The sequence below is a fragment of the Spirillospora sp. NPDC029432 genome (assembly GCF_040703975.1).
Taxonomy (GTDB): Bacteria; Actinomycetota; Actinomycetes; order Streptosporangiales; family Streptosporangiaceae; genus Spirillospora.
On sequence record NZ_JBEZWH010000011.1, the window covers coordinates 24409 to 47899 of the forward strand.

Consider the following 23491-nt stretch of genomic DNA (forward strand, 5'->3'; position numbering starts at 1 on the left):
CTCATGGTGGGTGCCTCCGTAAGTCGTTCAGGCCGTCAAGAGACCGTGCCCTCGGAGGGCACCTGGTTCGCGCTGAGCACCACGTGGTCCACGAAGCCGTAGTCCTTGGCCGCTTCGGCCGTGAACCAGCGGTCGCGGTCGGAGTCCCTCTCGATCTGGTCGAGCGGCTGCCCGGTGTGTTCGGCGATCTTCTCGGCGAGCGTCTTCTTCACGTACAGCATCTGCTCGGCCTGGATCTTGATGTCGGAGGCCGTGCCGCCGATGCCGCCGGACGGCTGGTGCATCATGATCCGGGCGTGCGGCAGCGCGTAGCGCTTGCCGGTCGTGCCGGCGCACAGCAGGAACTGCCCCATCGAGGCGGCGAGGCCCATGCCGACCGTGACGATGTCGTTCGGCACGTACTGCATGATGTCGTAGATCGCCATTCCCGCGGTCACCGAGCCGCCGGGCGAGTTGATGTACAGGGTGATGTCGCGGCGGCCGTCCTCGGCCGACAGGAGCAGCAGCTCGGCGCAGATGCGGTTGGCGATGTCGTCGTCGACCTGCTGGCCGAGGAAGACGATCCGCTCGCGCAGCAGCCGCTGGAAGAGCTGGTCGCCCAGGGGCAGCAGCGGCGCCTCAGCGACGCGCGCCTGGATCCGGGTCGACTCTTCGAAAGTCGGAGGCATGCTCACCGGGTGTTCCTCCGGTCCTTTTATCGGTTCGGATGATTGGACATTAACGCGCCGCGAGGGCCGGTTAAGCCCGCAGGCCCTGCTTTTCGCTGGGGGCGTACCCCCGCATGAACATCTCATTGAACGGGCACCCCGCCCCCGCGGAACGGGGAACGCCCCGTGCCCGACGGGGGGCACGGGGCGTTCGGAGGTACGGGCGGGCACGGGGCCCTGGATCACGCGCCGGTACGGTACGTGATCCACCGCTGGGCACCGTTCAGGCGTCCTTGGGCTCGTCCTTCTTCTCGTCCTTGTCGGCGGCCTCGGCGGGCTCCTCCGCCTCGGCCGCGGGGGCCTCGGCGGCGTCCTCAGCGCTCTCAGCGCTCTCGGCGTCCTCGGAGGCCTCGGCGTCCTCGGCCTGGACGGTCTCGCCGGTCTCGCCGTTCAGCTCGCGGCGGACGGCCTCGACGTCGATCTCGTTGCCGGACTCGTCCTTGACCGTGACGTGCTCGACCAGGAGGTTGAGCGCCTTGCTGCGCAGCACCTCGGAGACGATCGCCGGGAGCTGGTTGTTCTGGGTGAGGTACTCGGCGAGCTGCTGCGGCTGCACGCCCATCTGCATCGCCTGGGTGACGACGTACTCGCTGAGCTCCTCGTTCTCGACCCCGAGCTCCTCCTGGACGGCGAGCTGGTCGAGCACGAAGCCGCCCTTGACCGCCTGGCGGGCGGCCTCGGCCAGCTCGGTCTCGAAGTCCTCCTCGGACTTCTCCTCGTCCTTGAGGTAGTCCTCCTTGGTCATCCCGGCCATCTGCAGCTGCTGCTCCAGCTGCTGCTCGCGGCGCTCGATCTCCTCGGTGACGACCTTGTCCGGCAGCGGGATGTCGACCTTCTCCAGGAGGGCCTCCAGGGCCTTGTCCCGGGCGTCGGAGATCTGCTGCAGCCGCACCTGCCGGCCGAGCCGGGTGCGGACGTCCTCGCGGAGCTCGTCGATGGTGTCGAACTCGCTGGCCATCTGGGCGAACTCGTCGTCCAGCTCGGGCAGGTTCTTGACCTTGACGCTCTGCGCGGTGACCGTGATCTCGGCCTCCTCGCCGGCCCGCTCGCCGCCGACCAGCGTGCCGGTGAACGTCTTGCTCTCCTCGGCGGACAGGCCGACCAGCGCCTCGTCCAGGCCCTCGATGGCCGACTCGCTGCCGACCTCGTAGGAGTAGCCGGAGGTGGAGGCGTCCTCGATCTCCTCGCCGTCGATCTTGGCCGACAGGTCGATGGTGGCGAAGTCGCCCCGCTCGATCGGCCGGTTCGCGGCGGTGAGCGAGGCGAAGCGCTCGCGCAGGTTGCCGATGGCCTCGTCGATCTGCTCGTCGCCGACCTCGGCGTCGTCGACGGTCACCTCGAGGCCGTCGTAGTCCGGCACCTCGAACTTGGGCCGGATGTCCACCTCGGCGGTGAACGCGAACTGGTTGCCGTCGTCCAGCTCGGTGACCTCGACCTCGGGCTGGCCGAGGACGAAGATCTCGGTCTCCTCGACGGCGCGGCCGTACAGCTCGGGAAGCGCGTCGTTGACCGCCTCCTGCAGGACCGCACCCCGGCCGACGTACTTGTCGATCAGCGGGGCGGGGACCTTGCCGGGCCGGAAGCCCTTGATCCGCACCTGCTGCGAGATCTCCTTGTACGCCTTGTCGAGGTTCGGCTTGAGCTCGTCGAACGGTACCTCGACGGTGAGCTTGACCCGCGTGGGGGTCAGCTCCTCGACATCGGTCTTCACTGGGGTTGGTCTCCTTGATCGGGCGCTGTCTCGGCCGCGGCGTTCGACGCGTACTCAGCCAGCCGGTCTCTCCAGCTCTCATGTGGCGGGCGCGGGCACGCCGAATAGCCGGGTCCGCGCGTTCGCGCGCCAAGTCTATGGGGTAGCGGCGAGGACTGCGGACATCCGCCCGTTCCCAGCGCGGGAAGTTCGGGCGGGCGTGAGGTTCCGGTTACAGGGTGCAGCGGGACGAGAACATGTGTTTTTGGCTAATCTTTGATGATCGACTGTGTGTCGCGAGAGTGTGACATTGCGCATCGCCGCGTTCATAATCGGCAAGGATGAACGGGATAGTTGCTGCCTTCGCGGCCACCGGCCTGTACTACATCGGCTTCGCCGTGTTCAAGCTGGCGGCGGACCGGATGGAGCCGCTGCGCGGCGACCGGGTCTTCCACATCGCCCGGATCATCCTGTCCAGCGGGGTCTTCCTGGGCGGGCTGGCGCTCGTGCTCGGCGGGCTCGGGCTGCAGATCCTGGCGCTGCGCGAGCTGTCGCTGGGCATCGCCGTACCCATCTTCATGTCCGGCGTGCTGCCGCTGCTGGTGATCGCCATGGTGTTCTTCGGCGACCGGCTGACCGGGCGTGAATGGCTCAGCCTCCTGCTCATCGCCGCCGCGGCCGGGCTGCTCGCCGCGTCCATCGGCAACCCGCCGCCGATCCGGGCGGTGGACGTGCCGGGATGGCGCCTCGCCATGGTCGTCGCGCCCGCGCTGCTGGTGCCGCTGATCCTGCTGCTCACCGGCGAGTCGCGGCCGGACGGCCGGCACGCCCGGCCGATCACCGGGATCGCGTACGGGCTCGGCTCCGGCGTCCCGATCGGCACCGCCGAACTCTGCATCAAGGGCTGGAGCGACGCCGGGATCGGCCCGGACGGCCTGGCCACGCCGTACCCGTACGTCACGGTGGTGTCGGCGGTGATCGGGTTCGGCATCCTGATGCTGGCGTTCCAGCGCTGCCGGGTGTCGATCGTGGCCGCCGTGATGACGGTGACCGCGAAGGCGCATCTGCTGGTCACGGGGACGCTGCTGTTCGGCGAGCCGTGGCCGGGGGACGCGCCGCACTTCGCGATGCGGGTCGGCGCGCTGCTGCTGGCCGCGATCGCCCTGCTCCAGTTCCCCCGGCACCGGCCGGTCGCCGGGTCCGCGCCGCCGCCCGAGGCCGGTAGTGGACGCCCGCGGCCGGGATCCGACCCGTTCGGGCGGCCGGCGCACGACCGGTTCGCCCCCGGCCCGCACGCCTTCCCGCAGCCGCTGCCGGCGCCGCCGGCCGAGGGGCCCAGCGCGTTCGACCGGCCGCACGGCCGGGCGGTGCCAGGACACGGCGGGCCGCCGCGGTCGGCAGCCGGGCATCTCGCCCCCGACCGCGACACCGGCCCGCACGCGCTGTTCGACCCGGTCGCGGCCGGCCCGTACGAGACGGGCGAGCGGCCGCTGCCCGTACCGCCGCCGCGGCCCGGCCCGTACGCCCAGGACCCGCTGGGCCGCGGCCCCGACGCGCGGCGGGACGTGTTCGACGACGGCACATACGAGATCGAGGAGCAGTTCGGCACCGGGCCGTTCGGGATCGTCGGCTCCGATGCGGAGGCCCCGGCGGAGAACGACCGCTGGCGCGGCCCCCGCTGACAACAGACGCCGGGCCCGCCGCAAGTGCGGCGGGCCCGGCGCTTGCGCCCGTCAGCGGCGCTTGCCGCGCTTCTGGTCCGGCAGGCCCTTGTCGAGGCCGGCCCGGCGCAGCGCGTCCGCCATGGCGCCGCCGCCACCGCCGCCCTGGTCGCCGCGGCCTCCCCCGCGGTTGCCGCCCTGCCCGCCGCGGTTGCCCTGGCCGCCGCGGCCGCCACCGCCACCGCCGCCGCCCTTGCGCTGCTGGCGCGGCCGCGCGTCGCCCCGGCCGCCGCGCTCACCGCGCTCGCCGCCGCCCTTCTGGGCGTCGTCGTCGAGCCGCAGCGTCAGCGAGATCCGCTTGCGCTGGAGATCGACCTCCAGCACCTTGACCCGGACGATGTCGCCCGGCTTCACGACCTCCCGCGGGTCCTCGACGAACTTGTTCGACATCGCGGAGATGTGCACGAGCCCGTCCTGGTGGACGCCGACGTCCACGAACGCGCCGAACGCCGCCACGTTCGTCACCACGCCCTCGAGGACCATGCCGGGCTCCAGGTCCGACAGCTTGTCCACGCCCTCCTTGAACGTCGCCGTCTTGAACGCCGGACGCGGGTCGCGGCCGGGCTTCTCCAGCTCGGCGATGATGTCGGTGACGGTCGGCAGCCCGAACGTGTCGTCCACGAAGTCGGCCGGCCGCAGCGACCGCAGCGCCGCGGTGTTGCCGATCAGGCCGCGGATGTCGCCGCCGCCCGCCGCGACGATCCGGCGCGCCACCGGGTACGCCTCGGGGTGCACGCTGGAGGCGTCCAGCGGGTCCTCGCCGCCGGGGATGCGCAGGAAGCCCGCGCACTGCTCGAACGCCTTGGGCCCGAGCCGCGGCACCTCCTTCAGCCCCGCCCGGGTACGGAACGGGCCGTTCGCGTCCCGGTGGGCGACGATGTTCTCCGCCAGCCCCTCCGCGATGCCCGACACGCGGGTCAGCAGCGGCGCGGAGGCGGTGTTGACGTCCACGCCGACGGCGTTCACCGCGTCCTCGACGACGGCGTCCAGCGAGCGCGACAGCTTCACCTCGGACACGTCGTGCTGGTACTGGCCGACCCCGATGGACTTGGGGTCGATCTTGACCAGCTCGGCCAGCGGGTCCTGGAGGCGGCGGGCGATCGAGACGGCGCCGCGCAGCGAGACGTCCATGCCGGGCAGCTCGCGCGCGGCGTACGCGGAGGCCGAGTACACCGACGCGCCCGCCTCCGACACCATGATCTTGGTGAGCTTGAGGTCGGGGTGCCGGGCGATCAGGTCGGCGGCCAGCTTGTCGGTCTCCCGCGAGGCGGTGCCGTTGCCGATGCTGACCAGGTCGACCTTGTGCTCCCGGGCGAGCTTCGCGAGCGTCTCGATCGACTCGTCCCAGCGGCGCCGCGGCTCGTGCGGGAAGATCGTGTCGGTGGCGACGACCTTGCCGGTGGCGTCCACGACCGCGACCTTGACGCCGGTGCGCAGGCCCGGGTCCAGGCCCATGGTGGCGCGGGTGCCGGCGGGCGCGGCCAGCAGCAGGTCCTTGAGGTTGGCGGCGAACACCCGCACCGCCTCGTCCTCCGCCTCCTGCCGCAGCCGGGTGCGCAGGTCGATGCCGAGGTGGACCTGGATGCGGGTGCGCCAGGCCCAGCGCACCGCGTCCGCCAGCCACTTGTCACCCGGCCGCCCCTGGTCGGTGATCCGGAAGCGGCGGGCGATCTCGATCTCGTACGAGCTCCTCTCGCCGGCCTCGACGCCCTCCTCGGGCTCCAGGTCGAGGTCGAGGACCTCCTCCTTCTCGCCGCGGAAGAGGGCGAGCACGCGGTGCGAGGGCAGCTTGGCGAACGGCTCGGCGAACTCGAAGTAGTCCGAGAACTTGGCCCCCGCCTCCTCCTTGCCCGCCCGCACGCGCGAGACCATCCGGCCCTGGTTCCACATCCGCTCGCGCAGCTCGCCGATCAGGTCGGCGTCCTCGGCGAACCGCTCGACCAGGATCGCGCGGGCGCCCTCCAGCGCGGCGGCCTCGTCGGCGACGCCCTTCTCGGCGTCCACGTACGCCTTCGCGGCGGCCTGCGGGTCGTTGGACGGATCCTCCAGCAGCAGCACGGCCAGCGGCTCCAGCCCGGCCTCGCGGGCGATCTGTGCCTTGGTGCGGCGCTTGGGCTTGTACGGGAGGTAGATGTCCTCCAGCCGGGCCTTGGACTCGGCCGCGGTGATCTGCGCGCGCAGCTCGTCGGTCAGCTTGCCCTGGGACTCGATCGACTCCAGGATCGCGGCGCGCCGCTCGTCCAGCTCGCGCAGGTAGCGCAGCCGCTCCTCGAGCGCGCGGAGCTGGCCGTCGTCGAGGGCCCCGGTGGCCTCCTTGCGGTAGCGGGCGATGAACGGCACCGTGGCGCCGCCGTCGAGCAGGTCGACGGCGACCCGTACCTGGCCCTCGCGAACGTCGAGCTCCGTCGCGATCCGCTGCGTGATCGGCACGACGGCGGGGCCGGTGGTGGGTGTCTGGCTGATTGATGCGGTCACGGATTCGATTCGCTTTCTGCTTCCTATTCAGTACTCAGGGTTGAGCATCGAGGTCGGATGATTCGCTCTCCGCACCGGCAGGGCCGCCGGCCGCTGGAGTCCTGGTCCAACGGACGGCTCTGTCATCGATGCCCGCACCGGCGATGGAGCCGTGCCTGCGCCACACCAGTGACCGTACGCGGCCGAGACGAACGGCCTGTTCCTCGAGCTGAGCGTACTGCCGGGGTTGAGGTTCTCGGAGAAGGCGACGCGGGTTACCTTCATGGGCCACCGTCGGCAGGCTCGCGCCGCTCCGGTCGCGGAACCCGCGAACAACGATCAGCCACCACGTCATCTCCCCCTGAGCTGTAGCCCAAGCATTCTCCAGGGATTTCGGGCGCTTGTCGCGTCTCCCTGGAACCTCGGCCGTAAAGTCGGCCCGCCACCCCTGGGAAGGTGGACGTAGCACCCCTGATTCCTGGCGGCCGGCGGCGCGACAATGTGGGCATGGCGGGACGGAACGGGGAGGCGGCGATGGTGGACGGCGGGTGGGGCGGGGTCGTCCGGGCCGGGCTGCTGACCTGTGTGCGGGGGCTCGTGCAGGCCGTTCTGTCGCAGGCGGCGTGCATCCCGCTGTTCGTGGTGACGGTGCTGTCGATCGCGTTCATCCCGATCGGGGTGGGGGTGGTGCTGGCGCCGGTGGCGATCGGGGCGATGCGGGGGCTGGCGAACGCGCAGCGCGTGTGGGCGGCGGAGTGGTCGGGGGTGCCGATCCCGGTGCCGTACCGGCCGGCGCAGGCGGGGGGCGGGCCGTTCCGGCGGCTGTGGGGGCTGCTGCGGGATCCGGCGACGTGGCGGGACCTGCTGTGGACGCTGCTGAACGCGCCGGTCGGCCTGCTGCTGGGGCTGCTGCCGGCGTGCCTGCTGGCGTACGGGCTGGAGGGGATCCTGGTCGCGCCGTGGCTGGGGCAGATCACGTTCTACGGGTGGGGGCCGTTCTGGCCGCTGGACGCCTGGGGTCCGATCGGGATCGTGGCGCCGATGGTGCTGGGCGCGGTGCTCCTGGTGGTGTCGTTCCCGGTGGGGTCGCGGATCTTGAAGGGGCACGCGCTGTTCTGCCAGTCGCTGCTGTCGCCCGCGCGGACGGCGCTGGCCGAGCGGGTGCGGGAGCTGGCGGAGACGCGGTCGGAGACGGTGGACGCGTCGGCGGCGGAGCTGCGCCGGATCGAGCGGGATCTGCACGACGGGGCGCAGGCGCGGCTGGTGGCGCTGAGCATGAGCATCGGGCTGGCCGAGGAGCTGATGAAGCACGATCCGGAGGCGGCCGGGAAGCTGCTGGCGGAGGCGCGGGCGGACAGCGGGCAGGCGCTCACCGAGCTGCGCGGCCTGGTCCGCGGCATCCATCCGCCGGTGCTGGCGGAGCGGGGGCTGGACGGGGCCGTGCGGGCGCTGGCGCTGTCGGTGCCGTTCCCGGTGGACGTCCGGATCGACCTTCCGGGACGGCCGGACGCCCCGGTGGAGTCGGCGGCGTACTTCGCGGTCGCCGAGATGCTGGCCAACACCGCCAAGCACAGCGGGGCCGGGCGGGCGTGGATCCAGATCGAGCACGGCGGCGGGCGGCTGGTCCTGATCGTCGGGGATGACGGGACGGGCGGCGCCGATCCGGCGGCGGGGAGCGGTATGCGCGGTATCGAACGGCGGCTGGCGGCGTTCGATGGGACGATGGCGGTCACGAGCCCGCCGGGCGGGCCCACCGTCGTGACCATGGAGCTGCCGTGCGCGTTGTCATCGCCGAGGATCTGGCCCTCCTCAGGGACGGGCTGATCCGTCTCCTGGAGGCGTTCGGGTTCGAGGTCGTGGAGGCGGTCGACAACGGGCCGTCGCTGCTGCGGGCGCTGACGACGCACCGTCCGGACGTGGCGGTGGTGGACGTGCGGCTGCCGCCGACGTTCACCGACGAGGGTTTGAAGGCGGCGCTGGAGGCGCGCAAGGAGATCCCGGGGCTGCCGGTGCTGGTGCTGTCGCAGCATGTGGAGCAGCTGTACGCGCGGGAGCTGCTGTCCGACAGTTCCGGCGGGATCGGCTACCTGCTGAAGGACCGGGTGTCGGAGGTGGGGCAGTTCGTGGACGCGGTGCGGCGGGTGGCCGCGGGCGGTACGGCGCTCGATCCGGACGTGGTGGCGCAGCTGCTGACCCGGCACGCCCGCGAGGAGCCGCTGCAGGCGCTGACTCCCCGCGAGCGGGAGGTGCTGGGGCTGATGGCCGAGGGCCGGTCGAACGCGGCGATCGCGTCGGCGCTGTTCGTGACGGAGAAGGCGATCAGCAAGCACACCAACAGCATCTTCGGCAAGCTGGGGCTGCCGCCGTCCGAGGACGACAACCGGCGGGTGCTGGCGGTGCTCGCCTACCTGGGCACGTGAGCGGTCACCGGGCCCACGGCGGGACGAGGCGCTCGCCGTCCTTGGGGGCGATGTCGCAGTCGGAGTCGGCGTTGTAGACGCGGCTGCCGGCGGGGGCGGTGACGACTGCGGTGAAGCCGGTCTCGGTTCCGGTGGTCACCTGGCGGGGGACGTCCGCGGGCATGACGACGGTGTCGCCGGCGGTGACGGTCAGGGTCTCGGCGCCCAGGTCGATGGTGGCGGCGCCGTCCAGGAAGCACCAGATCTGCTCGGTCTCGAAGGCGTGCCGGGGTCCCTGCCTTCCGGCGGGCATGTCCACGTGCCAGACGGCGGTCCCGGTGCCGCCCTGGGTGGGCGAGGCGAAGGTGGTCATGACGCCGTTGGGGGTTTCGGTACGGCGCCGGTCGGCATGGCGGATGAGGGTCATCTGGGGTTCCTTCCCTAGAATGGTCAATCAGGTTGTCCAATTGCCTCCAATAGTCAACGAGGTTGTCTTTCATGTCAAGCGAGCCGGGCGCGGGCTACGAGCTGCCGCTGCGGATGCTGATGGCGTTCCGCACGATCATCGACGAGGTGCACGCCGAGCTGGCGCGCGCCGGCCATCCGGACCTGCGCCCCATGCACGGCTTCGTCTTCCAGGCGATCGGGCCGCACGGCACCACCGCGGCCGAGCTGGGCCAGCGGCTCGGCGTGTCGAAGCAGGCCGCGGGCAAGACCGTCGAGTCGCTGGAGCGGATGGGGTACGTGGAGCGCGCCACCGATCCCCGGGACGCCCGGCGCAAGATCGTCCGGCTCACCGGGCGGGGGCTGGACTCGCTGGCCCGGTCGGCCGCCGCGTTCGACCGGATCCGCGCCCGCTGGGCCGCCGACCTGGGGGCGGACCGGCTGGCGGCACTGGAGGCCGACCTGCGCCGGCTGACGCCCGCGGACTTCTTCCGGCTGGACACGCCCGGCTGGTTCGGCGGCGCCTGACGGCGGGCCCTTGCCATCCGCGCTAATTATTAGGAAACTTTCCTAAGAGCGGGGTTCTGTTGTGAGGTTCGGGGGACGAGCTGAACGGAGAACTCATGTCCAGAGGGAAGCCACGAGCACGGGCACGGGCCGCCATGGCACTGGCGGTCGCGGCCACCACGACACTGCTGGCCGCGCCGCAGACTCCCGCGGCGGCCACGGCCGGCACGCACGCCCCGGCGAACGCGAACGCCGCGGCCGCCGCCCCCGGCGACAAGGTCATCGGCTACTTCGCGCAGTGGGGCGTCTACGGGCGCAACTACCACGTCAAGAACATCGACACCAGCGGCTCGGCCGCCAAGCTCACCCACATCAACTACGCGTTCGGCAACGTCACCAACGGCCAGTGCGCCATCGGCGACGCGTACGCGGACTACGACCGCTTCTACCAGGCGTCCGAGAGCGTCGACGGCCAGGCCGACACCTGGGACGCCGGCGCGCTGCGCGGCAGCTTCAACCAGCTCCGCAAGCTCAAGAGGAAGCACCCGCACCTGAAGGTCATCTGGTCGTTCGGCGGCTGGACCTGGTCGGGCGGCTTCGGCCAGGCGGCGCGGAACCCGGCCGCGTTCGCCGAGTCCTGCTACCGGCTCGTCGAGGACCCGCGCTGGGCGGACGTGTTCGACGGCATCGACATCGACTGGGAGTACCCGAACGCCTGCGGGCTGACCTGCGACACCAGCGGGCCGGCCGCGTTCCCGAACCTGATGTCGGCGCTGCGCTCCCGGTTCGGCTCCGGCAACCTGGTCACCGCGGCGATCACCGCCGACGCCACCGCCGGCGGCAAGATCGACGCCGCCGACTACGGGGGCGCGGCCCAGTACGTCGACTGGTACCTGCCGATGACGTACGACTTCTTCGGCGCCTGGGACGCCGACGGCCCGACCGCGCCGCACTCGCCGCTGCGCTCGTACGACGGCATCCCGATCGAGGGCTTCCACTCCGACGCCGCGATCCAGAAGCTCAAGGCCAAGGGCGTCCCGGCGAGCAAGCTCCTGCTCGGCGTCGGGTTCTACGGCCGCGGGTGGCGCGGCGTCACGCAGAGCGCGCCCGGCGGGTCGGCGGCGGGCGCCGCGCCCGGCACGTACGAGCAGGGCATCGAGGACTACAAGGTCCTCAAGACCCGCTGCCCGGCCACCGGAACGGCCGGCGGCACCGCGTACGCCAAGTGCGGCGACCAGTGGTGGAGCTACGACACCCCGGACACGATCGGCGGCAAGGCGGCGTACGCCCGGGGCCAGGGCCTCGGCGGCGCCTTCTTCTGGGAGCTGAGCGGGGACACCGCCGGAGGGGAGCTGGTCACCGCGCTGCGCGGCGGTCTCGGCTGACGGTCCCGGCTGAGATCATGAACGCATGAGCGACTGGAAACCGGACCGTACGTACGACGGCGCCTCCGGCGAGATCCGCTGGACGGCCTTCGGCAGGGAGGACGGCGACCCCGTCGTCCTCCTGCACGGAACCCCGTTCTCGTCGTACGTGTGGCGCCACGTCGGGGCCGCCCTGGCGAGCCGCCACCGCGTGTACGTGTGGGACATGCCCGGATACGGGACGTCGGAGAAGTCCGCCGGGCAGGACGTCTCCCTGGCCGCGCAGGGCCGCGCGTTCGCGGACCTGCTGGACCACTGGGGGCTGGCCGATCCGCACGTGGTGGCGCACGACTTCGGCGGCGCGGTCGCTCTGCGCGCGCATCTGCTCCACGGGGCCGGGTACCGGCGGCTGGCACTGGTCGACCCGGTCGCCCTGGCCCCGTGGGGCTCGCCGTTCTTCCGGCTGGTGAACGAGAGCGCGGAGGTGTTCGAGCAGCTCCCGGAGAACCTGCACCGCGCGCTCGTCCGCGAGTACATCACCACGACCGGCGGGCCCGGCCTGCACCCGGCGACGCTGGACGCCCTCGTCGAGCCGTGGCTGGGCGAGGACGGCAGGCCGGCGTTCTACCGCCAGATCGCGCAGGCCGACCAGCGGTACACCGACGAGGTCCAGGGCCGGTACGGGGAGATCGCGATCCCCGTCCTGGTGTGCTGGGGCACCGCGGACGCCTGGATCCCGGTGGCCAAGGGGCACGAGCTGGCCGCCGCGATCCCCGGCGCCCGCCTCCACCTGATCGAGGGCGCCGGGCACCTGGTGCAGGAGGACGCGCCCGCCGAGCTGACCGCCGCCCTCATGGGCTTCCTGGACGGGCCGGACGCGTGATCGAGGCCGTCCTCTTCGACATCGACGACACGCTCGTGGACCACTCGGGCGCGGCCCGCGCGGCCGTCGTGGCGGCGTTCCCGGAGGCCGACGCGGCCCTGGTCGCGCGCCGCTGGTTCGAGCTGGAGGAGGAGTACTACGGCCGCTACCTGGCGGGCGAGCTGGGCTTCGCCGAGCAGCGCCGGCTGCGGGTGACGGCCCTGGCCGCCGAGCTGGACCTGGGCGAGTGGGCGGCGGCCCGCGCCGACGCCTGGATCGCCGCGTACGCGGAGCGCTACGAGGCGAACTGGCGGCTCTTCCCGGACGTGCTCGCGTGCCTGGACGCGTGCGGGCTCCCGATGGCCGTCGTCACCAACAGCAACGGCGACTTCCAGCGGGCCAAGCTGGCGGCCGTGGGGCTGGACGGCCGGTTCCCGGTCGTCGTGGCGTCCGAGGACGTCGGCGTCGCCAAGCCCGACCCGGAGATCTTCCGGGTGGCCTGCCGGCTGCTGGACGTGGAGCCGTCCCGCACGGCCTACGTCGGCGACCGGCTGACGACCGACGCGCTGGGCGCGCGGGCGGCCGGGCTGCGCGGGATCTGGCTGGACCGCTCGGGCGCCGCCGCGCCGGACGATCCGGGCGTCGTCCGCATCACCACCCTCGCGGACCTGGCGGCCGTCCTGGACTCGGGCGGTCCCGTGTCGCCGTAGCGCGCGGCACGGATAATGGGCTGCCCGGGGCCGCTGGCGCGAGGTACTTTGGCGGCATGTCCTTCCACGAGGTGGGGCGGCGAGCTAGCCGCGCCGAGCCGGAGAACGCGCGGTCGCGCGCGGTCCGGCTCGGCGGTGTGCGCCGTCGTCCCGTCGACCTCGTGAGGGCTTTCCATGCGTTCGCCTGAAATCCGGCAGATCTTTCTCGACTTCTTCTCCGCGCGCGGCCACCGGGTCGTGCCGTCCAGCACGCTCGTCCCGTCCGATCCCACGCTGCTGCTGACCGGCGCGGGGATGGACCAGTTCAAGCCGTACTTCCTCGGGCGGTCCGTGCCCGACCATCCGCGCGCGGCGTCGGTGCAGAAGTGCGCGCGGACGTCCGACATCGGCAACGTCGGCCGCACGGCGCGGCACTCGACGTTCTTCGAGATGCTCGGCAACTTCTCGTTCGGCGACTACTTCAAGGAGGAGGCGGCCGGCTGGGCGTGGGAGCTGCTCACCGAGGGCTTCGGGCTGGAGCGGGAGCGGCTCTGGGCGACCGTCTACCGCGACGACGACGAGGCCGAGCGGCTGTGGCTGCGGCTCGGCGTCCCCGCGTCCCGGATCCAGCGGCTCGGGATGGCCGACAACTACTGGTCGATGGGCGTCCCGGGGCCGTGCGGGCCGTCGTCGGAGCTGCACTACGACCGGGGTCCGGCGTTCGGGCGCGAGGGCGGCCCGGCGGTGGACGGCGAGCGGTACCTGGAGATCTGGAACCTCGTCTTCATGCAGGACGTCCGCGGCGAGGGCCCCGCGAAGGAGGGCTACCCGATCGTCGGCGGGCTGCCGGCGCGCAGCATCGACACCGGCCTCGGCCTGGACCGGCTCGCGGCGATCCTCCAGGGCGTCGACACGCTGTGCGAGACCGACCTCGTCGGGCCCGTGCTGCGGCTCGTCCAGGAGATGGCGGGGCGCGAGTACCCGGGGCGGGACGGGTCGGAGGCGTCGCGGTCGTTCCTGGTGGCGGCCGAGCACGCGCGGACGATCGCGTTCCTGGTCGCGGACGGCGTGCTGCCGTCCCAGGACGGGCGCGGGCACGTGCTGCGGCGGCTGATGCGCGGCGCGGTGCGGCACGCGCGGCTGCTCGGGATCGACGGGCCGGTGCTGCCCGCGCTCACGTCCCGGGTCGTCGAGACGCTCGCGCCCGCGTGGCCCGAACTGGAACGCGGCCGCGAGCTGATCCGGCAGGTCACCGAGGCGGAGGAGGAGGGCTTCGACCGGGCGCTGCGGCAGGGGTCGCGGGTGCTGGAGTCGGAGATCGCGAAGGCGCGCTCGGCGGGCTCGCCGGTGCTTCCCGGGCGGACCGCGTTCGACCTGCTCAACATCCACGGGTTCCCGGTCGAGCTGACGATCGACGCGGCGCGGTCGGCGGGGCTGACGGTGGACGAGGACGCGTTCGCGGCGCTGCTGGACGAGCAGCAGCGCCGCGCGCACCGCGACGAGCGGGACCGCAAGGGCGGCGCGGTCGCGCGGCGCGAGGTCTACGGGCAGGTCGCGGCGCGGCACGGGCCCACGTCGTTCACCGGGTACGGCGCGACGTCCGGGACCGGCCGCGTGGTGGCGCTGCTGGACGGCCCCGGCCTCGTCGGGCACGCGTCCGAGGGCGGCGAGATCGAGGTGGTCCTGGACCGGACCCCGTTCTACGCGGAGTCGGGCGGCCAGGTCGGCGACACCGGGACCCTCCGCACGGACTCGGCGGTCCTGGAGGTCGTGGACACCCGCCTCGGCGTGGACGGCCTGCACGTCCACGCGGTGCGGGTGACCGAGGGCGAGGTGCGCACCGGGCAGGAGGCGGAGGCGGTCGTGGACGGCCGGCGCCGGGCGGCGGTGGCGCGCTCGCACAGCGCGACGCACGTCCTGCACGCGATGCTGCGCCGGCTCCTGGGCGAGCACGCGGGCCAGCGCGGCTCCCGCGTCGAGCCCGGCCGGCTGCGCTTCGACTTCGCGCACTTCACCGGCGTGGACGTCGAGGCGGTGCAGGCGCTGGTGAACGACTACCTGCTCGACGACCCGGACGTGCGGGTCTGGGAGGCGGGCCGGGACGAGGCGGTGGCGGCCGGGGCGGTCGCGATGTTCGGCGAGAAGTACGGCGACCGCGTCCGGGTCGTCGACATCGGCGACGCGTCCCGCGAGCTGTGCGTCGGCACGCATGTCGGGCACGGCACGCAGGCGGGCCCGCTGCGGATCGTCGGCGACACGTCCGTCGGGACGGGCCTCCGCCGGATCGAGGCGCTGACCGGCGCGGACGCGCTGCGCCATCACGACCACGAGCACGCGCTGCTGGCGGAGCTGGCGGCGCTGCTCAAGGTCCCGGCGGACCAGGCGCCCGCGCGGCTGCGGCAGCGCCTGGACGTGCTCGCGGAGACCCGCCGCGAGCTGGACGCGCTGCGCGCGGCGGAACGCACCGCGCTCACGTCCCGCCTGGCGGAACGGGCCGAGCGCCTGCCGGACGGCTCGTGGCTGGTCGCGGAGGTCGTTCCCGACGAGGTCACCGACGGCGACCTGCGCCCGCTCGCGCTGGACGTGCTGGCGCTGCGGCCCGGGACCGTCGTCCTCGGCACCCGCGCGGGCGGCAGGGCGACGCTCGTCGCGGCGCTGTCGGACGGCCGCGTCCCGGCCCGCGAGATCCTCGCGGAGGCGGCGGCGGAGGTCGGCGGCGGGGCGGGAGGCAAGGGAAGTGTCGCCCACGCGGGCGGCGGCCGTCCCGAGCACCTGGAACGGGCGGTCGCGCGGGCGGCGCGGACCGCGCGCGCCTTGATCTCCTGACGGCCCGGCGTATCGTCCGACATACCGGGCGAAAGGAGACGGCGGTGCTGCGGGTGTTCTGTTTCGGCCATCTCGGCGTGACCGTGGAGGACGTCTACCTGGTGGATCCCGATCCCGTCCGGGGCGGGCGCGAGCGCGGCGTGCGGGTCGAGCTGCGGCTGCTCGCGCCCGAACCCTGGCGCGGCTCGCGCAGCGCGTCCCAGAAGGTCGTGGCCGACCGCGCGGTCTGGCGCGCCGACTTCCTGGAGACCGCCGCGGGCGGGCCGGGCACCAGGGACCGGATGCACTTCCACCCCGGCATGAAGGACAACGAGCCCGGCCGCCGCACCTTCGTGGACGAGCTGACCGGCGACCCGATGGGCTGGCTGGAACAGCAGCTCTCCGACCCGGCGGCCCTCCTGGAGGCGGCCGGGATCGACGCCCCGAAGGCCGGGCCGCCGGCCCCCGCGGACCTCGCCGAGATCGTGCGGACGGTGTCCACCGTCCTCGACGAGGTCCGCGCCAGAGACCGGGCCACGGTCGCGGTCCGCCCGGGACCGCGCGAAGGCGGCTACTGACCCGCGTACCGCCAGACGGTCGCGGCCCACGCCCCGCTGTTGTCGCCGTGCAGCCGCCCGGCCGCCAGCACCGTGCCCGTGCCGGGCACGCGCGCGATCGCCTGGACGTTCGCGGCGGTGCCGTCCCCGAGCGGCGCCGGATGCCTGGTGACCCGGCCCTTCGAGTAGTGCAGCAGGTACGAGGACTCGTGGACGTTGGTGGAGGCGATCCACAGCCCGCCCCGCCCGTCGGACGCGAGCCGCTCCACGGAGTCCCGCGGCGCGTCGATCCTCACCTGCCGCCAGCGGCGCCCGTTCCAGTGCCAGAGCACCGCCCCCGGCCACACGCTCTCGCCCTTGCCGAGGACCGCGCTCGCCCAGATGTCGTCGGGCGCCAGGGCGAGGATGTCGCCGGGGTACGCGTCGACGTCCGGGGGCAGCTCCGGCTTCGGAAGGGGCACGGTCCGCCACGCGGAGCCCGTCCAGCGCATGGCGACCACCGGCTGGCCCTCGCCCTGCCCGATCGCCCACGGCCGCCCGCGCGGCGGGTCGCTCACAGCCTGCGCGGGGACGGGCATGGGCGCCACCGTCCAGCCCTGCCCGTCCCAGCGCCGGGACACCGGCTCCTCACCGTCGGCGGTCGGCCGCATCCCCACGACCCATGCGCTGCGCGGGCCGGTCACGGCGGTGTCGTGGATCCGGGCGTACTCCTCGAAGACGCTCGTCCGCCACGCCGTACCGTCCCAGCGGTGCCCGTAGGTGAGGCCGTTCCCGTCGATGCCGAACACCCACGCGTTCCGCGGCGAGGACGCGCCGACGTGCGTGAGCGTCGCGTAGGACGTCGCGCCCGGCGGCGCGGGCGCGGCGACGTCCCGCCAGGCCGTGCCGTCCCAGCGGCTGATCTTCTGGGGCTCGCCGGGCGCCCCGCAGCACGGACCGGACCCGACCGCCCATGCGTCGTCCGGCCCGGTCGCGGCGATGTCGCCGAATTCGTCCTGCGGGAATCCCGGCGAGGTGTGCGCCACCTGCCAGCCCGTACCGGCCGCGGCCGGCGCCGCCCCCAGGCCCAGCAGCACCGCGCAGGCCAGCGTCGTGAAAACCGTGGATCGCATGCTCCCTCCATCCCGCGCTCGCCGAAGCGGGGAGTCGTGAGCACGCGTCGCCTACCCAGGAGGACGGACGATCTGCCGCGCCGGTTTACCCGCTAGCCGTTCGGCAGGATGACCGCCCGGCCGTTGACCCTGCCGGCGTGCAGCCGCTCGTACGCCCGCGGCGCCTCGTCGATCGAGTACGTCTCCACGTGCACGTCGACCGCCCCGGCCCGCGCCAGCTCCAGCACCTCGATCAGCTCCGACCGGCTCCCCCAGTACGGCGTCCGCACGGCCATGTCGTACGGGTTCACCCCGAACCCGACCTTGGCCGCGCCGCCGCCGACCCCGACCAGCATCACCGCCGAGTCCACGCCCGCGACCGCCACCGCCAGCTCCACCGTCGGCTGGACGCCCACGAAGTCGAACACCGCCTCCGCACCGCCGGTCATCTCCCGTACCCGGCCGGCCGCGCGCTCGTCCGACTTCAGCGTCTCGTGCGCGCCCACCTTGCGGGCCAGCTCCAGCTTCTCCTCCGACACGTCCAGCGCGATCACCCGCGCCGGCGACAGCGCCCGGATCAGCTGCACCCCCACATGCCCGAGCCCGCCGGTGCCGATCACCACCGCGGTGCTGCCCGGCACCATCTTCGGCAGCGCCGTCTTGATCGCGTGGTACGGCGTCAGGCCCGCGTCCGTCAGCGGCACGTTCTGGACCGGGTCGAGGCCCTTCAGCGGCACCAGATGGCGAGGATCGTCGACCAGCATGTACTCGGCGATCGCCCCCGGCGCCCCCAGCCCCGGCGGCCGGATCCCCAACTCGTCGGCGCGCAGGCAGTAGTTCTCCTTGCCGCGGCTGCACTCCAGGCACGTACCGCAGCCCCACGGCCCGTACACCGCGACCGACTCACCGACCTCCAGCCCGGTGACGCCGTCGCCCAGCGCCGCGACCGTGCCCGCGCCCTCGTGCCCCAGCGTCAGCGGCAGCCCGAACGGCACCTCCGGCCAGCTCATCACCGCGATGTCGGAGTGGCACACCCCCGCCGCGGTCACCTTCAGCAGGACCTGCCCCGGCCCCGGTTCCGGCTCCGGCACGTCCACGACCTCGGGCGATCCCCCGACCTCCCGGTACTGAACAGCCTTCATGTCTCCCCCATCTCAACGCGCCGAGTAGCCGCCGTCGACCAGGTGGTAGCTCCCCGGTAACGAACGAGGCCCGTTCCCCCAGCAGGAACGCGATCATCTCCGCCACTTCCTCCGGCCGGCCGAGCCGGCCCACCGGATGCAGCGCGACCACCGCCTCCTTCTCGGCCCCACCCGCCGACAGCAGCGGCGTGTCGATGAACCCCGGGCCCACCGCGTTGATCCGTACCCCCTGTTCGGCGTACTCCAACGCCGCCGACTTCGTCAGCCCCACGACCCCGTGCTTGGCCGCCACGTACGCCGGCGCGGTCGGGAACCCGTTCGTCCCGAGGATGGACGCCACGTTCACGATCGCCCCGCCCCCGGACGCCACGATCGCGGGCAGCTCGTACCGCATCGAGTAGAAGACGCCGCTCAGGTTGACGTCGATGACCTTCCGCCACTCCGCGGGCTCGTACTCCCCCACGGTCGCGCCGGCGCCGCTGATCCCCGCGTTGTTGACGGCGAGGTGGAGCGTTCCAATTTCCTCCACGGCCCGCTCGACCGCCGCCGGGTCCGAGACGTCGAACACGGCCGCCGACGCGCCCTCCTCCCGCGCGACCCGCCGCACCCGCTCGTCCCGGTCGGCCATCACGACCCGCGCACCGCCCGCCACGAGCCGCCGCACGACCGCCAGCCCGATCCCCGACGCCCCGCCGGTGACCAGCGCGACCCTGCCCTCGAATTCGCTCATGGCGAGATCATTCCCCGCGGGGCGGCAGGAACTCCGCTCGGACCGCGTGCAGCCACTTCTCCACCGCGGCCTCGTCGGGCCGCTCCGGCAGCGGCGTCCGTGCCGCGTCGAAGTCCTCCTCGGCCTTCGCCAGCACGGCCCTGGCCTCGTCCAGCTCGCCCCGCGCCACGCGCTCGCCGAAGTCCCGGTACCACTGCGGATCGTCCAGGCGCACCTTGAGCGTCCCCGTCCGGTACAGCCCGAGCCCCTGATGGATCAGCCGCGCCAGATGCCGGGCGTGCTTGGCCGTCCGCTTCCGCGTGTCCGCCGAGAACGACCCGTCCCCGCGGCCCTCCAGCCGCCTGAACTGCGACACCGCGTACCCGAAGTAGGCGTCCCGCACCCGCGCCGCCGACAGGAACGCCTCCCGGATCCCGACGAGCCGCTCCCCCAGCTCCGTCCGGACCTCGTACTCCTCGAGCCACAGCAGCTCGGTCACCGTCGGATTCACCCCGAGGCACAGCCCGGCGAACTTCCCCGCCTCGTGCTCGGTGACGTCCGGGTCCGTCCTGACCCGCGTGGCCTGCTTCCCCGTCGGCGGCCGCAGCCCGTGGAACAGCACCGTCGGCGCGGCGAACACCGCCAGCCGGTCCACATCGGACTCGGGCGTCGCCAGCCCGTACGCCGTCGATCCCACGACCCCGGCCAGCAGCACCTCGGCGATCTCCACGACCCCTCCTCGGACGCGAAGGGCCCCGCCTCCCTCGGGAGACAGGGCCCCTCACCTCATGTCGGGCTGGCGGGATTTGAACCCACGGCCCCCGGCACCCAAAGCCGGTGCGCTACCAAGCTGCGCCACAGCCCGTTCCGTCACGGCGACGCGTGAAGTCTAGACCCGATCAGCGGCGAACGCCTCGCCCATTTTCAGGGAGAACGCGACCACCCCCGAAACCCTGTACCCTACGGAAGGCGATCGGCGCCCCCGCACGCGGGGCCGCGCCGCATCAGCGCGCGGGCGTAGCTCAATGGTAGAGCCCCAGTCTTCCAAACTGGCTACGCGGGTTCGATTCCCGTCGCCCGCTCCAGAGTTCTCGCAGGTCAGCACCATGATCACGCGGATCCACGATCACGTCGGTGATCGTTTGTCCGCGCCCCCCTCTCCTCCCGGGCTCCTTGAGACTCCACCGGCACCCCACGAGGAAGGCCCACTGCCTTCCCGCCCGGCCCGATGCTCCGTCGACGGTCGAGCACAGACGCCTGCTCGACCGTTCCACGGAAGCCGACCGAGCCATGGGCTCCCTCCGTAAAACATCCGCAGAGAGATACAGGTCAGGGAGTGGTCTCTCCGCGCAGGCGGAGGTGGTCCGGATCGCATCCTGACGAATTGCCGGGCTGACACGGGACACCAGACAAACCAGCGCCGCACCGCCTACCTGGGGCTACGCGAGGTCCGGCACACGATCATCCGGCTCATCGGCAGCCACCTGCGCCTGCCCGCCGAGGACCCGCGCTCCTGGCAAGGCCACGACTTCGGCCTCTGTAGGTCGTGTCCGGGTACGGCGAAATAGCGGCGGGTCGTCGGGTGGCGCGAAGCAATTGGTGTACGGCGGGCGCCGCTGTGGGAAGCGTGATGAGCGGTGGGAGCGGTCGGCGGCGGCAGGCGGCCGCTGCTGCTGGGGGGGGTGGGGGGTCGGGGCGGTGGTGAACGTGGCCACCGGGATGCTGACCCAGCAGTGGGGGCTGGCGTGGCTGGCGGCGACGGTGGCGTGCGTGGTGGTTGGTGGTGGCCTGCTGGGCTGGCTGACCTACCGGGCGGCACCCAACCTGGAACCGGTGCCCCCAAAGCAGGTGGCGGCGTCGGGTGCCGGAGCGATCGCCGCCGATGGGTCGGTGACCGGGTCATCGACCACGGTGACGCAGCCTCCCGCGGGCCTTCCGGCGCGCGCACCGCGGCGGAGGCCTCGGCGACGAAACGGCCCGGACGGCGGGCGCGGGTCGGTCTGGTCTAGGTCATCACGGGGAGGCGATGACAGCCCAGGCGCGGCGAGCCCTGTACCGCCCGCTCGAGGGCAGAGGTCAGGCCTCTTCGGCGCCAGGCGTGCCCTTGCGGGACCGAAGGATCGCGCTGCTCAATGCCATCGACGCCGGCCAGGCGACCATCGTGACAGCGAAGGCGATCGGCCACGCGATGATGAACTGCCCGGGCCATCCGGTCAGCCACTCCATGGACGGCCCCGTGAAAATGAGGCCCATGATGCCCGACATCGTCGCAGCCATGATGAAGGTCATGATGACCTGAGTCAGGAGGGCGCTCTTCTTGTTCATCGTCGGTTCCTTGTCCAGGACGACGACGCCGTCGATGCTCGCAGTGGCGCCGCCGACCCCTGCATTGCGGGAGTTGGGCTGCGCCTCGGGTTCGCATGATCGGCTGCGACTGCATCTCACGGGAGCGCGAGGGCTGGAATAACCACACCAGCCTGAATCTTTTAGGCCCGGTCAGGATAACGGATCCTCGCGGCCGGTCCGGTGCCCAGGAACGTTGCCGACCGTCCCTGCGGGAACCGGCACTTCCACGGCAGATACCTGGCCATCGAGGCGAACCCCAGGACATTAAGGGGTATGAGTGCCTACCTTGCCGGCCTCGCCCAGCGCCTGGCCGCCCTGATCGCCGTCGCCGGCGAACTGGACCAGGCACAGACCGCGCTGGTCGACAAGGTCGCCGCGACACCGACCTCACCCTGCAGGTCGACCAGTACCCGGCCTACCGCGCGCTGGCGCTGGACCTGCTGCGCGCGGTGAACGGCGGTCGCCTGGACCCGCTCGCCCGCTTCCACGCCCTGGGCGAATAGCCCGCCCACCGCCCCATGCACAGGCCAGCGCCGGGCACCTTACCGGGGCGACCACTCCTTAGAAGGCGGCCACCTTCGGGTAGTGCCGGATGAAGTCCGTCCGAGTGATGTCCGGCTCGGACGCGTCGATCGCGATGGCGATGTATCCGCGGCTCGCGTGAAGGGACCAGTCGTCGCCCGCGTCGCGGTAAGCAGTGAAGGCGGCGGCGAACTGCTCCGCTGTCCCGATGACGGCATCGGACAGGTACGCGGTCGAGCCCTCGTCGGACAGAGGCGGGGCGCCCAATCTGCCGACCGATTTGAGCACGCCCGTCTCTCCGGCGGCCGAGAAGAACTCCGCGAGTTCGTCGGCGCTCGCGGCGTCGGGGGCGATGAGGTGCACACCGCACGCCCGGTCCGGCTCGCCGTCCCGGTCCCGCGACCAGAGCGCGTAGTAAACGCTCAACAAGAACAGGACTGCGATCCTGTCCCTACCTGTCAGCTGCCGGATCAGCAGGGTCTCGCCGTCCGACAACGCGAGTCCGGCGGCGACCTGCCTGTCGTCCACCTCCAGAGCGAAGGTTCTCCGAATCGCCTCGGCGGCCAGGCTGAACGCCCTGACCTGCTGGTCGGAGGTGTCGCGCGGTTTGAGCTTCTGGGCCTGCGGCGCGTACGAGACGGAGACGAGCGGCGCCTGCGCGAGCGCTACCCTGCCCGCCGCCATCAGATCCATCACCTGCCCGATCGTGAACCGCTTGCTGACGTCCATGAGCGTGGTGGCCGCGACCATGATGACTCCCCACTCGTGCGTCACCCTGGCGATGTCGTGCGCGATCGGAACGTCGTGCCAAGCGTGCAGGACCGCGCCTTCGTGCCGGACGTCGACGCGGATGCGGTCTCCGTCGATCGACGCCGACAGTGAGGGAAGCGGAGGGAGCGGCCTCGACGGGAACTCCAGGCCGAACCCCAACCGCGTGAACGGCTCCAGGTTGGCGACCCGCCATCCGCCGTCCTCGCGCAGCAGGGCGCACTCGTACGAGGGGTTGACCAGGAAGAGGGGCATTTCACCGGGCGGCAGCCGAAAACAGCCCGCCCGCCATGTGAGGTGCTGTCGCCCGGTGGCCTGCACGCCGCCCTCGACCCACGCGGGCGGGCGGCACCGCCGGTGGTGCAGTGACGCCGTAGCGAACCCGTCCTCCCCCCGGACCTCCAGCGCGGGGCTCCCCCATCGCCCGAGCGACCGCCCGCACGTCTGGCAGTCGACCGGCCACAGGTTCGCCTCCAGATCGGCGAGCACCCGCGGACCGAGCCGCTCCCTGGTCACCGAGTCGGTCCGCATTCTTGGAGTCGCCATCGTCCAGCCTCATCCGTGTCGGGGGGCACCACTGACAGTGCTCCAACGATCACAGGGTTCGCTGTGGATCACCACCCCCGACGACCGCGAATGAGCCGGACGCCGCCACAGCGCACTGGGCATGCTCAGCCCCATCGAGTACGAAAGACTCCACCCGAACCGACTACC

At 72.6% G+C, this 23491-nt stretch carries 19 protein-coding genes, 2 tRNA genes and 1 pseudogene; 11 read left to right on the forward strand and 11 right to left on the reverse strand.

The window, feature by feature from the left end; all coding sequences use genetic code 11:
- Window positions 1-35 precede the first annotated feature (35 nt).
- Together AB0881_RS11390 and tig are read right to left on the reverse strand one after the other, a co-directional pair.
- Window positions 36-668, reverse strand: coding sequence for an ATP-dependent Clp protease proteolytic subunit (locus AB0881_RS11390; RefSeq protein WP_366616238.1), 633 nt, complete (start codon window positions 666-668; stop codon window positions 36-38).
- Window positions 669-930: 262 nt separating this feature from the next.
- A complete protein-coding gene (gene tig, locus AB0881_RS11395; RefSeq protein WP_366616239.1) occupies window positions 931-2418 on the reverse strand; it encodes a trigger factor in 1488 nt (495 codons plus the stop codon).
- Between the two features lie 320 nt (window positions 2419-2738).
- On the opposite strand from tig, the gene AB0881_RS11400 reads away from it, so the two are divergent.
- On the forward strand, window positions 2739-4079 hold the full coding sequence (locus AB0881_RS11400; protein ID WP_366616240.1) for a hypothetical protein: 1341 nt from the start codon (window positions 2739-2741) through the stop codon (window positions 4077-4079).
- Between the two features lie 51 nt (window positions 4080-4130).
- On the opposite strand, the gene AB0881_RS11405 is transcribed toward AB0881_RS11400, so the two are convergent.
- Window positions 4131-6593, reverse strand: a complete 2463-nt coding sequence (locus AB0881_RS11405; protein WP_366616242.1) for a Tex family protein — start codon at window positions 6591-6593, stop codon at window positions 4131-4133.
- Window positions 6594-7079: 486 nt separating this feature from the next.
- Here AB0881_RS11405 and AB0881_RS11410 point away from each other — a divergent pair, with 486 nt between their 5' ends.
- Together AB0881_RS11410 and AB0881_RS11415 are read left to right on the forward strand one after the other, a co-directional pair.
- A complete protein-coding gene (locus AB0881_RS11410) occupies window positions 7080-8396 on the forward strand; it encodes a sensor domain-containing protein (RefSeq protein WP_366616243.1) in 1317 nt (438 codons plus the stop codon).
- A complete protein-coding gene (locus tag AB0881_RS11415) occupies window positions 8348-8992 on the forward strand; it encodes a response regulator transcription factor (protein ID WP_366616245.1) in 645 nt (214 codons plus the stop codon). The genes AB0881_RS11410 and AB0881_RS11415 overlap by 49 nt, the downstream gene beginning before the upstream one ends.
- Before the next feature lie 4 nt (window positions 8993-8996).
- Here the strand turns inward: AB0881_RS11415 and AB0881_RS11420 are convergent, their stop codons facing one another.
- Window positions 8997-9398: a cupin domain-containing protein gene (locus tag AB0881_RS11420; RefSeq protein ID WP_366616247.1), complete on the reverse strand. Its 402-nt coding sequence runs from the start codon at window positions 9396-9398 to the stop codon at window positions 8997-8999.
- A gap of 71 nt (window positions 9399-9469) precedes the next feature.
- On the opposite strand from AB0881_RS11420, the gene AB0881_RS11425 reads away from it, so the two are divergent.
- The 6 genes from AB0881_RS11425 (at window position 9470) to AB0881_RS11450 (ending at window position 16220) form a co-directional block, all read left to right on the forward strand.
- Window positions 9470-9943, forward strand: a complete 474-nt coding sequence (locus AB0881_RS11425; RefSeq protein WP_366616249.1) for a MarR family winged helix-turn-helix transcriptional regulator — start codon at window positions 9470-9472, stop codon at window positions 9941-9943.
- 95 nt (window positions 9944-10038) lie between these two features.
- Window positions 10039-11307 (forward strand): glycoside hydrolase family 18 protein, encoded by a 1269-nt coding sequence (locus tag AB0881_RS11430; protein ID WP_366616250.1) that lies wholly within the window; start codon window positions 10039-10041, stop codon window positions 11305-11307.
- A 25-nt stretch (window positions 11308-11332) separates the two neighbouring features.
- A complete protein-coding gene (locus AB0881_RS11435) occupies window positions 11333-12169 on the forward strand; it encodes an alpha/beta fold hydrolase (RefSeq protein ID WP_366616252.1) in 837 nt (278 codons plus the stop codon).
- Window positions 12166-12858, forward strand: a complete 693-nt coding sequence (locus AB0881_RS11440; protein ID WP_366616253.1) for an HAD family hydrolase — start codon at window positions 12166-12168, stop codon at window positions 12856-12858. The genes AB0881_RS11435 and AB0881_RS11440 overlap by 4 nt, the downstream gene beginning before the upstream one ends.
- 174 nt (window positions 12859-13032) lie before the next feature.
- Window positions 13033-15663, forward strand: a complete 2631-nt coding sequence (gene alaS, locus AB0881_RS11445) for an alanine--tRNA ligase (protein ID WP_366616254.1) — start codon at window positions 13033-13035, stop codon at window positions 15661-15663.
- A 44-nt stretch (window positions 15664-15707) separates the two neighbouring features.
- Complete coding sequence (locus AB0881_RS11450) at window positions 15708-16220, forward strand: hypothetical protein (protein ID WP_366616255.1); 513 nt, start codon at window positions 15708-15710, stop codon at window positions 16218-16220.
- On the opposite strand, the gene AB0881_RS11455 is transcribed toward AB0881_RS11450, so the two are convergent.
- From AB0881_RS11455 to AB0881_RS11475, 5 genes and pseudogenes are all read right to left on the reverse strand, one after another.
- Complete coding sequence (locus AB0881_RS11455; protein ID WP_366616257.1) at window positions 16214-17311, reverse strand: hypothetical protein; 1098 nt, start codon at window positions 17309-17311, stop codon at window positions 16214-16216. The two genes, AB0881_RS11450 and AB0881_RS11455, sit on opposite strands and share 7 nt — an antisense overlap.
- Window positions 17312-17403: 92 nt before the next feature.
- Window positions 17404-18432, reverse strand: a complete 1029-nt coding sequence (locus AB0881_RS11460; RefSeq protein ID WP_366616259.1) for an NAD(P)-dependent alcohol dehydrogenase — start codon at window positions 18430-18432, stop codon at window positions 17404-17406.
- A 109-nt stretch (window positions 18433-18541) separates the two neighbouring features.
- A pseudogene (locus AB0881_RS11465) lies at window positions 18542-19162 on the reverse strand (SDR family NAD(P)-dependent oxidoreductase); the annotation flags it as partial.
- A 7-nt stretch (window positions 19163-19169) separates the two neighbouring features.
- Complete coding sequence (locus tag AB0881_RS11470; RefSeq protein WP_366616260.1) at window positions 19170-19871, reverse strand: nucleotidyltransferase domain-containing protein; 702 nt, start codon at window positions 19869-19871, stop codon at window positions 19170-19172.
- Between the two features lie 61 nt (window positions 19872-19932).
- Window positions 19933-20006, reverse strand: a tRNA-Pro gene (locus AB0881_RS11475).
- Between the two features lie 146 nt (window positions 20007-20152).
- Here AB0881_RS11475 and AB0881_RS11480 point away from each other — a divergent pair.
- Window positions 20153-20226 (forward strand) — tRNA-Gly (locus AB0881_RS11480).
- 991 nt (window positions 20227-21217) lie between these two features.
- Here the strand turns inward: AB0881_RS11480 and AB0881_RS11485 are convergent.
- The gene (locus AB0881_RS11485; protein ID WP_366616261.1) at window positions 21218-21466 is read right to left on the reverse strand and encodes a DUF2798 domain-containing protein; all 249 of its coding nucleotides are present in this window, start codon (window positions 21464-21466) and stop codon (window positions 21218-21220) included.
- Between the two features lie 294 nt (window positions 21467-21760).
- On the opposite strand from AB0881_RS11485, the gene AB0881_RS11490 reads away from it, so the two are divergent.
- Window positions 21761-21940: a hypothetical protein gene (locus AB0881_RS11490; RefSeq protein ID WP_366616262.1), complete on the forward strand. Its 180-nt coding sequence runs from the start codon at window positions 21761-21763 to the stop codon at window positions 21938-21940.
- Window positions 21941-22048: 108 nt separating this feature from the next.
- Here AB0881_RS11490 and AB0881_RS11495 read toward each other — a convergent pair whose 3' ends face one another.
- Window positions 22049-23098 carry a hypothetical protein gene (locus AB0881_RS11495; protein WP_366616263.1) on the reverse strand — a complete coding sequence of 350 codons (1050 nt, stop codon included), beginning with the start codon at window positions 23096-23098 and terminating at the stop codon, window positions 22049-22051.
- Window positions 23099-23491 lie beyond the last annotated feature (393 nt).